Here is a 13,355-nt window from a genome sequence, read left to right as displayed (position 1 = left end):
TTTTTCAACAAGCCCTAGATTATAGCAAATTTATAACAATATGCAACAATGCGATATAAAATGATATATTCATGGGAAATAAAGCGTATGAAAATAAGTATAGAAATTCTTTGAAACTTTATTGAGAAAATATTGTGATTTGTCGATAGTTTGGTATAATTGCCCCTAATTTTTATGATGTAGAGGTAATTATATTTTGTTTTAAGGAGGCTATGATGGAAACACAAGGAAGTTCATTATCATCATTGCAACACCAAATTATGGCTTTTATTAGCAACGGGGGACACGAGCAAGGAAGATCGCAGACCCCAGCAAAAGCGTATGAAGAAAAGCAAATAGCTGCTTACAATGACTCTCAACTAAGGGAACAAATGACAGAGTTATCACGTAAGTTACAAGAAGAAATGCGTAAGACAAACACAGATATTGACTTTTCTTATAATGATGAGATCAAAGCACTTGTAGTAACTGTACGTGAAGCGACAGGAAAAAGGATTATACGAGAGATTCCATCACCAGAAGCTATCGAGCTTATGATGAAAATGCGTGACATGGTTGGCAATATTTTTGATGAACGCGTTTAAGAGTCAATGTAAAATATTGTTTAGCATTAGCATTAATTACACAACATAAGCGATATGACAATGGATAGGTGATCGCAGATGCACAAGAAGAATTTTGGCACAAAAGTAAAATTTCTTGGTGGTGGCACCATACTTACCTTATTGGCATTACTATTCTTTGAAGCTACGCAGCCACCGCAAACATTCCGTGAAACCAAAAAGATATTGACAGATATTTGGCGATCTAAAGACTTTACAACGGAGTTTTACTGCAAAGCACCCTTTCAAATTACAGACAATGGTATAAAGGTGATACAATCTGCACAATACACACCAAGAAAAGCACTCACAAAAAAACAAACGATAAATGAACGCACGCAAAACATCGAGTTTGAACACATTATGCCAGCACATAACTTTGGGCGTCATCTCCCATGTTGGCAAAAAGGCGGTAGAAAAGCTTGTCATAACGATAAAACGTTTAATCTCATGGAAGCAGATCCAAGAAATCTTGTCCCAGCAATTGGGGAGATAAATGCTGATAGGAGCAATTTTAGATATGCAGAAGCCCCAAAAAGTATAGTCTATAATCAATATGGAAACTGCAGGGTTTATACAGACTTCAAAGCAAAAAGATTCTATCCTGCACACTATTCTAAAGGGCTTATCGCTCGTACATATCTTTATATGAGTGAAACTTATAATATCCGTTTAAGCGATCAAGAGAGAAAGCTCATGGAAGCATGGGATAAAGCATATCCAAAAGATGAGTATGAAGAAGCACGTGATAATGCAATTGCTCAAATACCTTTATGGAAGGTGTTTTACAAAGTACAGAATCTTTTTGCGAAAATATAAAAAGCTAAAATTAATAATCACGCGATAAATCTAGTATTAAATGTAAAACAGGTGTATGAAAAATATCATAATGTTGGTTAAGACTTTATGCCTAAACAAGTCAGAAATATAAAATCAAATGCTACACACATAGATTAAAAGATTAAAATAATATAACATGCAATTTGTATATTTTTGTATAATCTATATCATATACAACTTAGCACCCATAAGCTACATAAATAACATACTCTGCAAAGCATATTACCTCATGTCTAAAATATTTTTGTGTATAGTTATTTGTTGCATTGCAAAAGCTTTAAGTGTATTTACATACTAAAATTTTGCAAATGTATCTTAATATGATGGGTGTTATATAGGGCAGAGCATTTTATAGATCCTTCAAGTAAGAATCCTAATATATCTGCACAATGTTTTCGGCTATCACTTTTGCATTGACTATGCGTTTGCTTTCAAGATTCTCAACCTTGATGATATCACCTTGCACACCATTTTCTAGTGCTCTGCCACTCGCACTTGCTTCAATACCATATTCACGAAATAAAATTTTTACATTAGAATCCTTAGCTACAAGCATTCGTTTGGCAAGCTTATTGCGGTAAATAACTGCATTCATGGGGATATATACTTTTGCACTTGATTGCAGTATCTCATGCTTACTTGCAGGAACTAAAGCTAGTGATGAAAAATCTTGGGTCTTGCCGATAAAACTATTTGCATTTATGTTGCTACCTGCTTTAATGTTCTCTGTAGTTACATAAACTTGCATATGTCCATGTATTGTATAGCGTATAGAATCTTGCAAGACTCTACCATTGTGTTTATACTGCAAAGTGAGATAGCCATTTGCACTTTTTATTGTATTAATCTGTTTTGAGATAATTGTAATTGTATACAGATCAAGCGTATTTCGCGTAATCAGTGATATAGATTCTATGGTAAGCTCGGGATATAGGCGTTTATATTCGCTAGCAATATAGTTTTTTAGCGTAGAAACATTGTCATTAGCAAACGCATGAAGAGAACAAGCAATGTAAATAATTATAAGAAACTTTTGTAAAGCTATAGCTCTTTGCAACATTCCATTTCCTTAGCTAAAATTTTACACAATTATAATGCAATAAAAACAAAATAAAGCTTTTGTTGTTTATCTTGTTTGTTTTTTACTACAATAGTTATGTTATGTTAAGATCTAACATGTATAAAGTTATTTTGGGAATTTATTTTGCTTGACTTCTTTGACAACGCAGGATCGATATATAAAAAGCATAAGGAGATATGATGAAACTTGATACAAGTAGCACAATGACTTCATTAGCTCAATCCAAGGAAACAAACTTAATCAAGAATCTAAAAGCAAAGGTTGATAACAAAACTCTTGAAAGCGATAAAGCATTACGAGAGCAGACAGATAAATTTGAAGCAATATTCATCAAAACCTTGCTTGATACAGCATTAAACCTTGATAATCCATTGTATCCTAAACAACCTGGTAGCGATATTTATAACGCTATGTTTAAAGAGCAGCTTTCAGAAAATTTAAGCGGGAGTTTTGGATATAGCGAATTGCTCTTTAACTATCTTAAAGATCAACAAAAACTAAAAGGCTAAAAATCTTGTAGGATACCTCAAATATTGACTACCAAGATATTTTAGATCTGTATCATATAATTACGTATTTAACACTTCAATATTCAGAATCTAAAATATCAAACTTAATCTGAAATTCTATAGATAACAGCACGACATTTTCTATATTTTTTGATTTCTATACTCGCTGATAATCACACCACACAGAGTCAAAACGATATTTTATCATTTGTTTTGATTGCCTATAAACATTATACAATAGTTTAGTGCTCTATTAATATTTAGAATCACAAAGTGTCCATGCAAAGAGTGGCGTATAATCATTTTGCATGATAATATTGCTTGCTTCAAACAATGTTTGTCCTGTTGTGATAATATCATCAACAATAATAACGCCCATATAATCACGCTTAAAATGAAAGGTAAAATTTCTGCCAATCCTCTGTCTTTCCTCACGTTTCAAATGAGAAAAATGGCTGTCATTGCCAATAATTAAAGCATTATGAAATACTTTAAACCCATACATTCTAAAACATTGTGCTAAAATCGCACTATGAGAATACACCCCAATAGTCTTATTACGTATAGAAAGAACTGCAATTTTTTGATTCTTTAATGTAGCCAAATCTTTATATCTTTTAAAAAACATGGAGATCGCATATACACCTAGTCTCTTAAAAATGCGACTACCAATGATATTATTTTTACTTGTTAATAACAGCTTTAATTCACTAAATGCAAAATTACTAAACACCTTCACACCATTGTCAAGCACACGTTTGGAATCTATATACTCTAAATGACTCAAACATTTATTGCAAATAATATGCCATTTGAGTTTGCCACATACAGAACAATACATTTTAAATTCCAAAGAAAATACAGATTTCTTTATGTATCTCTTCTTTAGGTAAAGCAGAATCAAGTATTAATACTTCTGGTTTATATATGCTCTGAATAGACTTGGAATCCAAATCACACTCTTGTGCAACACTTTTATATAAATCATATAGAGTATTTTCAGCTTGCAAACATGCTAATATTTCTTTAAAGTATTCTTGCACATCAAGTAAATATTGTATACCTCTTTGCTCTATACTATCAAGTCGCTTTTGATTTAAACGATCTTCTAACGTATCTTTTGATGATTCTAAAAAAACAATCTTTTTAGGCAATACTCCCCCTGTTGCAAAAAGATTGAATCTCAAAGCCTCATACATATTTATCGTTTGAGCATATGCTACGCCAGAAATAAGACTTCTATCAGCAATAATTGTATTTGGTATATTTTTGATACGCAAGAACAGCTCTGCTCTTTGCGCTAAAAATAATAAAAACGCACTTCGTTCATTGACTTTTGTTTGACTATCCAGCAAAATCTCTCGCACAAAGCCACCAAGCCCTGTTGCACCTGGCTCATTTAATAAAACAATCGCATCTTGCATAGAATCTTTATAATCATCTAGCTTAACACAATGAAAGTTTTGCCTTATAAGATTACATTGTGTTGTTTTCCCACTTGTATCAATTCCTTCTATAACATAGTAATCCATTGCACTACTCTTTTGTCCGTAGTTGCTGTATATAAGAATGAATGCTTTTTGGCACAAGATGGCTAAATTTACCCCCATGTATAATAATGCTACGCACAATAGATGAACTTATAAAAGCATTTTGCAAAGTTGGCATAAAATATATTGTATCAAGCGAATCATTGAGTGAGGCATTTGCATAACCCATTTGCAATTCATACTCAAAATCACTTACTACACGCAATCCGCGTATAATTACCTTTGCCTGCATGTCCGCAGCTAAATTTGCAAGTAGATTGCTAAAAGTAATGCAACTTACATTTGGAATCTCATGCTTATGTTCTTCTAGTGCAAGGTTTATCATTCTCTCCCTTTGTTCTAGACTATAAAGCGGATTCTTACTTTCAGAATTAGCTACCGCAACAATTACTTGTTGGAACATCTTACTACTACGTTTTATGATATCTAAATGTCCATTTGTAAGTGGGTCAAATGTCCCTGGATAAATTGCTAGTTTATTCATATCTACTCTTGGAATCTTATTTTTTTTGATCTTTTGTTTTTAATGCAGTTGCTATTGCTACAGCTATTTTCTTTGCATGTGCTGCATTTTTGTCTTCTAACTCTTGTCCAAACTTTGCTATTGCATCTGTATCCCAATGTGTTGAATTTGCAAGTTCTTTAATACATTGAATCCATATATCAAAGTCTTTTTCATTAGGCAACACGCTATATTTGCCTTTAAACTGCTCTAATGAAGCAGTAAATGCAGTTTTTGTCTGTGCACCCTTTATTATACTAAGCATAATTTGCATTACATTTTCAACTTTTTTTGGCGGTTTATTGCTCATAAAGACATAAATCACGCCTACGATAAGCACTGGCACAACAAGCACAAGGCAAACCGCCCACATAATGATATAAAACAAGTGCGAATACATACACAGCCTTCCATCAATGTAAAAGTCTGATTATACTTAAAAAATAAATTCTTTTAGACATTTTTCTTGTAAATATGAAAATCTAACAAAAAATATCAATATATTATTTTTGGTAATTTTTTGCTATAATCTTACCAATTTTTACAAGCCCCACACTGAAAATTATATTATGGCAAACTTGGGCTGTAGTAATGATATATTTAGGCTAGGCATAACTTAAGGATCGCAATGACACAAAATAATTTAGAACAACAGGTTAATGCAACTTGCATTGATATGCAATCTGGTATACAAGTAAGTCTATTGCATTTTACGCCCTTGAGTGTTTGTAGTAGGGCTATACGCACATGTTGGGATAGCCATGCTAAGAGTGATGGTGGTGGCGATATTGATAAGGGCTTAATATATCGTGTAGGAAATATCAACAAGCATAAATCCACACTAGAACACTTATTTTACAATTTCGAAATCAAAGGTATAACTCGAGCGTGTCTGCAAGAATTAGCAAGGCATAGAATGGCAAGCATGTCTGTAAAAAGCACACGTTATACATTAAAAGAGCTTAATAAAGAAGAAAGTTTTTTACCAATAAATGATTCTAATATTATTCGTGCGAGTAAATACATCACATTATCAAATAACAATACAATAAGAGAGCAAAGCCTAAAAGCCTTAGAAAACCTACGTTTGGCACTCAAAGAAAAAATTGCTAATGATGTAGCTAAGTATATAATCCCTGAATGCTATAAAACTGAGCTTGTATGGAGCATCAATGCTAGAAGTTTGCAAAACTTTTTAGAATTAAGGAGTGCAAAAACTGCGCTAAAAGAAATACAAGAACTAGCACATAGTATCTTCAAAGCTTTACCAGAGGAACATAAATACTTATTTGAAGAATATCTGCATGAACCCGAATGTGCAGTGTGATATGCAACAAAATAATCTAAGTGAAGTGATGTATGATAGAAATCCTACAGACTAACCCCTATACTCACTCACAAACATACTACGATATGCTAGATTCAGAAGGCAAACAAATATTTTTAGAATCTCTTTATACATTACTCACCACACAAAAAGCATTAATCTTTTCTAAATTTATAGAATCTCATCCCTATTTTGAATCCTATCTTATGAAAAAAGATTTAAAAGACAAACATTTATTTCTATTATCAAGTAGCTATCATATTATTCATTTAGCTTTGCAAGTGCAGCAACACTATCTCCCAAATATAATTTTTTATGACAGAGATAATTATACCTCACAATCTCCACATGTATTAGGTGTGCTACTTTATGAACCTTTTAGTGCAGGCTATAGAGATACACTTACAAGAAAGTTGCAAGAACGCTATAAAGAAAATTTACGCTTTTATCTATGTAGACAAGTTTTTTTACGCGAGATAAGCCTTGCTTTGCAGTTACAACAATATTGTCAAAAAGAAGAGTTACACGCAGGTTTTATAGATTTATTAGTTACATTTGGGCTTACCATGCACGCAAGCGATATTCATTTATTTTTACAAAACTCTAAAGCAGCTTGTCTATTACGCATTGATGGGATTTTGGTGCATTTTCTAGATATAAATCCATTTTTATTTGCAAAAATATCACAAAAATTGAAACTTTTATGCAAACTTGATATTAATGAAATGCGATTGCCTCAAGATGGGCATTTACATGTAAAAAATCTTGTTTACAAAAATGACACGCAAAACTGCGATGTGCGATTGTCTTTTTTGCCAACATCACACGGAGAAAGCATTGTATTACGTGTCCCACATGCAAATAAACGATTTGAAAGTCTAGAAACTTTGGGGATGTCTTCACAAATTTTGCAGATTCTAGAACGGATTTTACTTGCAAAAAGTGGGCTTATCCTTATGAGTGGTCCAACAGGAAGCGGTAAAAGCACACTGCTGTACAATTGTCTTAGATTTTTACATAATGGCACAAAAAAAATTGTAACAATAGAAGATCCAATTGAGCAAGAAATAGAAGGTATTACACAAGTGCAAGTCAATGAAGAATTATCATTTGACTTCGCGAAGGCACTAAAATATATATTACGTCAAGATCCAGATATTATCATGGTAGGCGAAATACGTGATAATGCAACACTAGATATTGCACTTCGTGCAGCCCTAACAGGACATTTAGTTTTAGCAAGCATTCATTCAAGGGACTGCAAAAGCACTCTTGCAAGGCTTTATGATCTTGGCGCGAAGGAATATATTTTGCGAACTACACTCAAACTTATAATTTCTCAAAGATTAATACAAACACTTTGCCCTATATGCAAGGAGGAAATACAAGGCAGATTTCATGCATTAGGTTGCCATGAATGCTATGGACAAGGTTATGGAAAGAGAATATTATTGCAAGAAATATTTGATTTTAGTATACATAAAGGTCTAGATTCCAATACTTCAATGCTTGAAAATAAGGAATTTATAAAATCTCTTCATTGCAACACGCCAACACTAGAAAAACAAAGTGAAAAATTATTTAAAGATGGAATTATTAGTTATGAAGAAAGCTTACTTTAAAATGTGTGTCTATAATATAATTTTCCAAAAAAAGCAATACAATCCCACTTTTGTAGCAAAAATCCTTATTGCAAAGTTATTATGCTGTCTTAGCTTTAGTGCATGTTGCTATAGTAACGATTTTGATGCCTTTCCAAAAGATACGACTGCTACTTATTTGCAACCACTAAGCACAGCACAGCAGCAAACAGACATCGCTGTGCAAAGAGCCACTAATCTGCCACAAAAAACCCCCAAACAAATCTCATTACTAAAACAGGCAAACAAAGAACGCAATGGAATGTATATCATGGCTTCACTTAATATGGTGCCCATTCAAAGATTGCTCAATAACGAGCCATTATATATAGCTGGTATGGGATTTGGTATTAGGGGTGGCGTTATTAGCTATCTTGATGAATATATAGGTATGCGTGGATATTTTGCACTAGATTTTACAAGTGATAATTTATCTCCATTACACGCAGAAATAAATGTATATAATGGCACTTTTCTCATGGCAAGTCTTGGACTTGATATCATGATAGATTTTTTTATCGATAAAAACTACAAAAATACTCTAGGATTTTTCGCTGGTATTGGAGCTGGTGCATTTATTTATTTTGATATGAAGACATCAATCACAGCCCCATCATCACAGGAAGGAAGCAATTATAAAGCAAGTGGGAATGTAATGGTACAAGGTGGTTTTAGTGCATCAATCGCATATCATCATAGAGTAGAAATTGGTGTTAGATTCCTACCCACCCAATCATTTCGTATAGAGCAAGATGGCTTTGTAGCAGATTATAATCCTTATGTGGCATATAGCTATAAGTTTTAGTTATTATCTTTATGATTATTGAAAACTATACAGATATCCTATAAATGTAAACTTGAATTCTATTCTAAGAAAATGATAAGTATGCTATATCCAACAACATCTAAAAAGCTACTAGAAAATATTAGTTGCAATAATAGCTTATTCCATGATTCTTATACATGAATTTTAATGGATTGCAAAATTCAAGATATTCCGCAGATAGTTAAGTAAGGGGTTAGACCACTAACCAAATTGACACAAAATATTTATAAAATAAAAACAAACACATATGCTATCATCATAAATTCATATTGAAAAATTTGAGAATATTTAGTTAAACATAAAAGCTACATCAGGATAACAAAGAAGAATTTTGTATGATCTTTTCAGTCATTGTTACATGAAATATTCATCTTAGAATCTCACAAAGGATTATACCTACATACACTATCACATTGCAATATTCTTAGCTTTTATACTCTTATATTTACAATTATACTCTTGCACAACTATTGCAACGCACCATATTTATAATATGCTGCACATGCACCTTCGCTGCTCACCATGCAGCTTCCCATGGGCTTTGTCGGAGTGCAAGCCTTACCAAAAACTTTACAATCCTTTGGCATAGCAAGCCCCTTTAGAATCTCACCACAAAGACAATGCTTTGATTCTTTAGCTTCTACCTCTTCAAGATTAAAATAAACCTCTGCATCAAACTTGCGATATTCTTTTCTTAATTGCAAACTTGATTTAGGAATCTCACCAAGCCCCCTCCAAACAAAACTTGGCGCGACTTCAAAATAAGTATTCACAATCTCTTGTGCTTTAAGATTCCCCTCTGTAGTTACGGCACGAGAGTATTGCATAATGACTTCATTTTTTCCTGCAAGTTTTTGCTCTACAATATGTAAAATACTCTCAAGCATATCTACAGGCTCAAAACCACTCACAACAATTGGAATCTTATAATCATTTGCAAGTGGCACATATATCTTAGATCCACTAATAACGCTCACATGAGATGGCGCAATAAGAGCATTAACTTTCGCTCTTTTGTCATCAAGGATAGCACGCACAGGTGGTGGCACCAAAACGTGATTAACATGTAAAAAAAGATTCTCTAATCCCATATTGATGGCACGTTGTAGTAAGGCAGCAGTCATTGGCGTTGTTGTTTCAAACCCTATAGCAAAATACACTATCTTTTTGTTTGGATTTTCTTTTGCAATCTGCAAACAATCAAATGGAGAATACACAAACCTCACATCAGCACCCATTGCACGTGCATCAGCAAGAGAACCAGAACTACCTGGCACCTTAATCATGTCGCCCAATGTAAGCAGGATAACATCAGGCATCATTGCAAGCGTATAAGCTTGAGAAATGCGTGATTTTGGCATAATACATACAGGACAACCCGGTCCATGTATAAATTGCATATTTGTAGAATCCAAGAGACTTTTTAAACCATATTTCATGAGTGTATGGGTATGTCCACCGCAAACCTCCATAATATAAAGCTTCTCTTCTAAATTTTGTGAAACTTTATTGATTTGATTACTTAGCGCCTGAATATGCTTTACATCTCGATAGGGATTAATAAAATCTTGCATAATAAACCTTGTAAAATATGTAGATAGATAACGTGGAATGTATGCGGTAAAACCGCCCAAAAGTGGGAATTAGTATATAGCAACACTTAGATTAATTTTAGCCTCATGAGGTAATTTGCTCTTAAAGTTCTCAAGATCAAACCTTATGCCCTGCGATGCTGCTTCCCGTATTAAAGCAACTGCCTCATGCACATTATAAGGACTGCCACCCTGATATGGCTCAAAGATCCGGTTGGCAATAGCAAGTGCATATGAATTTTTCTTAACATGATCAGAGGCTGCATGCGGTGCAGTAATGTATGCAAGACTCTCAATCAAATCTTCATCAAATTTCCAATGGTTAAAAAGGAAACCCGAAAATGATAAATGATCAGTGCCAAAAAACTCATTCTCCACAAATGAAATGTTTTGGTAATTGTTTTGTTTAATGAGCTCCAAAAACTCCTTATCTTTTTTTTGCTGTATCAGCATACTTGAAAATAGAATCATACCAAGACGTAAGAGCATAACACAAGGAACGAGCTCTTGTGCCAACTTCTTATCTTCATCGCCCAACCATTCAGTAACAAAATTCGCTTCCTCACTAGATTTACGCAGAAAGGTTTGTGTATCTAGGCCATAAGGGGCGACATTAATTGTTAGTTTACCCTTTAATGAATTAGCAATAGCAATATTTTTTATATTTGTTACACCTAAAAGCGCAACTACTTGATTAATTGTAGAGATTTCTCGTGAGAAGCCATAATAAGGGGAATTTGCCAAACGTAGCAAATCAGCAGTTAAAAATGGATCTTGCGAGATAATATTAACCACTTCTTGCACACGCACATCAGAACCAGACTTGTCGATATAATTACGCAACTTCACTACCGTTTCTGGCAATGGGGGCAAGTTTTCAATAGTCTTGCTTAATAGTTCGTTCATCATGATAAGTTCCTTGTGATTCTAAAATCCTAAAACTTCTAGTCCAGCATTATAGCATAATTTATTCACATCAAAGTGTTTCAATTTATTATTTTTGGAAAATTCATTTTTCTCTACTGCATAATATAATTATTATCATTATGAGTATTTTTCTTATATATTTATTGCAATATTTTTAATATTTTATGAGGTAGGTGTAAGGAGTATTTTGAGTAAATTTTGTCTCGTTTTATACCTTGCAGCTATAATATTACCCCCATAAAAAGGGGGTAATTTAAGGAGACAAAGCAAAAAATTAAGTAAGCTTAAAGTTCAAGCCAAACCCAATAAGCACTATTGGAGCAAACGGATAACATGTTGTTGCACAGCGTTTGCTTGACTCAATGCATAGCTACCAGATTGTGCAAGGATATTGAGTTTATTAAAGTTTGCAGATTCTTGAGCAAAATCTACCTCTCTGATTTGACTTTCAGCTGCTTTAACATTTACTTGTGTTACAGAAATGTTATTCACAGTTGAAATCATTTGTCCTTGAACAGAACCTAAATCCGCACGAATTCTATCTAGAATCTTAGTTGCAGATTCAGCAATATCCATAACAACCATAGCTCCTCTTAATGTCATAACACCAGCACCAAGTGCAGCACCACCACTTGCTACAACAGCATTGAAGTTCGCACCAGCAGCACTTTTAACATCTTTATTAAACTCACCCATAGTATCACGCAAATTCACAACTGTTTTTGCAACCTGTGCATTATCAAAACCAATCGCCTTATACGCACCTTTTGCATCAGCAGCAGACATTACCACAATATCTCTAGCATCAAGTCGTGTTAAAGATAAGCGTCCATAGTTTTCAGAGCCCTTACCTTCAAGCTTTTGACCACCATTCATAGAGGTAACTGAAAGTGGTGGTACTTTGCCATCTTGTCCTTTTTCATTTTTACCCATAGAAATCTTGATACCACGACCATCAACGCTTCGTAAATTTAATCGTCCTCTCTCATCTGTATAAGCTTCAACACCTGTTTGGTTTGTCACTGCATTAAATGCTTGCACCAAACGACCATCGGAGTCACCAGCTTTAATGTCATTAATATCACCGATTGTAATACCATTGATAATCACGCTTGACATTGTCCCAGATTTAATCATCGCATCAGAAGTTGAGATAACATTTGCTACCGCTCTGATACCTGTTTTATCTGAGTTTTTATTGATAACTTCAGCCAATACGCCAAGACCTGTGCCAACGCTTGTAGAAATCTTAACAGATTGCAATTTCACATCATTCACACCATCCACGTTTTTGAATGTAAGTGACACAGTGTTTGCCGCTGTGATTAATCCACCAGTTGCAACTCTTACTTGCCCGATTTTATCGCTTGTTGTTGCACCAATTGAAGCTTTAATAGATTCATTTGAATAAGCACCAACTTGGAATTCTTTGTTTGTAAAAGCACCAGATAGCAACTTCTGACCATTGAAAGAAGTAGTATTTCCAATCATATCAAGACCTTGGATAAGTCTTGTGATGTCTGATTGAATCGCTCTTCTTGATTCAGTAGTTTGTCCATCTTGTGCTGCTTGTGTAGCTTTCACTTTCACAGTATCAAGAATTTTAAGTTGTTCATCCATTGCTTTATCAGCAATTTGAATAATCCCCATAGCATCATTTGTGTTTGCAATAGCTTGACCTAATGCACTTGCTTGGCTACGTAAGCTATCTGCAATGATCATACCAGAAGCATCATCTGCTGCCTTGTTGATTCTCAAACCTGAACTTAACTTTTCCAAAGAATCTTTCAAACCTCTTTGGGTAACAACTGAATTAACATGTGCGTTCAACGCATTAATATTAGTATTGACTTGAAAAGCCATTTTATGCTCCTTAAATGTAGATATCTTTAGGTCTTTCTTGTCTTGTTGAAGACTAAATCGGCATTTTTTATTTTTTTGTTGAGAGTTTTTTAAAAA

At 33.9% G+C, this 13,355-nt stretch carries 14 protein-coding genes; 6 read left to right on the top strand and 8 right to left on the bottom strand.

Features of this window, described 5'->3' with window-relative positions:
- The first annotated feature begins 215 nt into the window (after positions 1 to 215).
- On the top strand, positions 216 to 584 hold the full coding sequence (locus tag LS81_RS01580; protein WP_034317718.1) for a flagellar protein FlaG: 369 nt from the start codon (positions 216 to 218) through the stop codon (positions 582 to 584).
- A gap of 78 nt (positions 585 to 662) precedes the next feature.
- Positions 663 to 1,421 carry an endonuclease gene (locus LS81_RS01575; RefSeq protein WP_052096540.1) on the top strand — a complete coding sequence of 253 codons (759 nt, stop codon included), beginning with the start codon at positions 663 to 665 and terminating at the stop codon, positions 1,419 to 1,421.
- A 394-nt stretch (positions 1,422 to 1,815) separates the two neighbouring features.
- Here LS81_RS01575 and flgA read toward each other — a convergent pair whose 3' ends face one another.
- Positions 1,816 to 2,502, bottom strand: coding sequence for a flagellar basal body P-ring formation chaperone FlgA (flgA, locus tag LS81_RS01570; protein ID WP_034346402.1), 687 nt, complete (start codon positions 2,500 to 2,502; stop codon positions 1,816 to 1,818).
- A 200-nt stretch (positions 2,503 to 2,702) separates the two neighbouring features.
- Here flgA and LS81_RS01565 point away from each other — a divergent pair, with 200 nt between their 5' ends.
- The gene (locus LS81_RS01565) at positions 2,703 to 3,032 is read left to right on the top strand and encodes a hypothetical protein (RefSeq protein ID WP_034346405.1); all 330 of its coding nucleotides are present in this window, start codon (positions 2,703 to 2,705) and stop codon (positions 3,030 to 3,032) included.
- 253 nt (positions 3,033 to 3,285) lie between these two features.
- Here LS81_RS01565 and LS81_RS01560 read toward each other — a convergent pair whose 3' ends face one another.
- From LS81_RS01560 to LS81_RS11180, 4 genes are read right to left on the bottom strand one after another with little or no spacing between them, the layout of a single operon-like run.
- Positions 3,286 to 3,885 carry a type I phosphoribosyltransferase gene (locus LS81_RS01560; protein ID WP_237022187.1) on the bottom strand — a complete coding sequence of 200 codons (600 nt, stop codon included), beginning with the start codon at positions 3,883 to 3,885 and terminating at the stop codon, positions 3,286 to 3,288.
- Positions 3,875 to 4,564 carry a dTMP kinase gene (tmk, locus tag LS81_RS01555; RefSeq protein WP_034346409.1) on the bottom strand — a complete coding sequence of 230 codons (690 nt, stop codon included), beginning with the start codon at positions 4,562 to 4,564 and terminating at the stop codon, positions 3,875 to 3,877. The genes LS81_RS01560 and tmk overlap by 11 nt, the downstream gene beginning before the upstream one ends.
- Positions 4,565 to 4,568: 4 nt before the next feature.
- On the bottom strand, positions 4,569 to 5,066 hold the full coding sequence (gene coaD, locus LS81_RS01550; protein ID WP_034318062.1) for a pantetheine-phosphate adenylyltransferase: 498 nt from the start codon (positions 5,064 to 5,066) through the stop codon (positions 4,569 to 4,571).
- A gap of 16 nt (positions 5,067 to 5,082) precedes the next feature.
- Positions 5,083 to 5,484: a hypothetical protein gene (locus LS81_RS11180; RefSeq protein ID WP_034318057.1), complete on the bottom strand. Its 402-nt coding sequence runs from the start codon at positions 5,482 to 5,484 to the stop codon at positions 5,083 to 5,085.
- A 228-nt stretch (positions 5,485 to 5,712) separates the two neighbouring features.
- Between LS81_RS11180 and thyX the strand changes: the two genes are divergently transcribed.
- From thyX to LS81_RS01530, 3 genes are read left to right on the top strand one after another with little or no spacing between them, the layout of a single operon-like run.
- On the top strand, positions 5,713 to 6,411 hold the full coding sequence (gene thyX, locus LS81_RS01540) for an FAD-dependent thymidylate synthase (protein WP_081955922.1): 699 nt from the start codon (positions 5,713 to 5,715) through the stop codon (positions 6,409 to 6,411).
- A gap of 32 nt (positions 6,412 to 6,443) precedes the next feature.
- A complete protein-coding gene (locus LS81_RS01535) occupies positions 6,444 to 8,033 on the top strand; it encodes a GspE/PulE family protein (protein ID WP_034346411.1) in 1,590 nt (529 codons plus the stop codon).
- A 1-nt stretch (position 8,034) separates the two neighbouring features.
- Positions 8,035 to 8,856 (top strand): outer membrane beta-barrel protein, encoded by an 822-nt coding sequence (locus LS81_RS01530; protein WP_081955968.1) that lies wholly within the window; start codon positions 8,035 to 8,037, stop codon positions 8,854 to 8,856.
- Positions 8,857 to 9,344: 488 nt separating this feature from the next.
- On the opposite strand, the gene hypD is transcribed toward LS81_RS01530, so the two are convergent.
- The 3 genes from hypD to LS81_RS01515 form a co-directional block, all read right to left on the bottom strand.
- The gene (gene hypD, locus LS81_RS01525) at positions 9,345 to 10,451 is read right to left on the bottom strand and encodes a hydrogenase formation protein HypD (protein ID WP_034346413.1); all 1,107 of its coding nucleotides are present in this window, start codon (positions 10,449 to 10,451) and stop codon (positions 9,345 to 9,347) included.
- A gap of 69 nt (positions 10,452 to 10,520) precedes the next feature.
- On the bottom strand, positions 10,521 to 11,378 hold the full coding sequence (gene cheP, locus LS81_RS01520) for a cheVAW transcriptional regulator CheP (protein ID WP_081955923.1): 858 nt from the start codon (positions 11,376 to 11,378) through the stop codon (positions 10,521 to 10,523).
- Between the two features lie 330 nt (positions 11,379 to 11,708).
- Positions 11,709 to 13,259, bottom strand: coding sequence for a flagellin A (locus tag LS81_RS01515; protein ID WP_104696448.1), 1,551 nt, complete (start codon positions 13,257 to 13,259; stop codon positions 11,709 to 11,711).
- Positions 13,260 to 13,355: the final 96 nt, after the last annotated feature.

The organism is Helicobacter trogontum (assembly GCF_000765905.2).
In the GTDB taxonomy this organism is placed as follows: domain Bacteria; phylum Campylobacterota; class Campylobacteria; order Campylobacterales; family Helicobacteraceae; genus Helicobacter_A; species Helicobacter_A trogontum.
The sequence above is the reverse complement of the archived record's forward strand: the minus strand, read 5'-3'. Positions and strand labels throughout refer to the sequence as shown.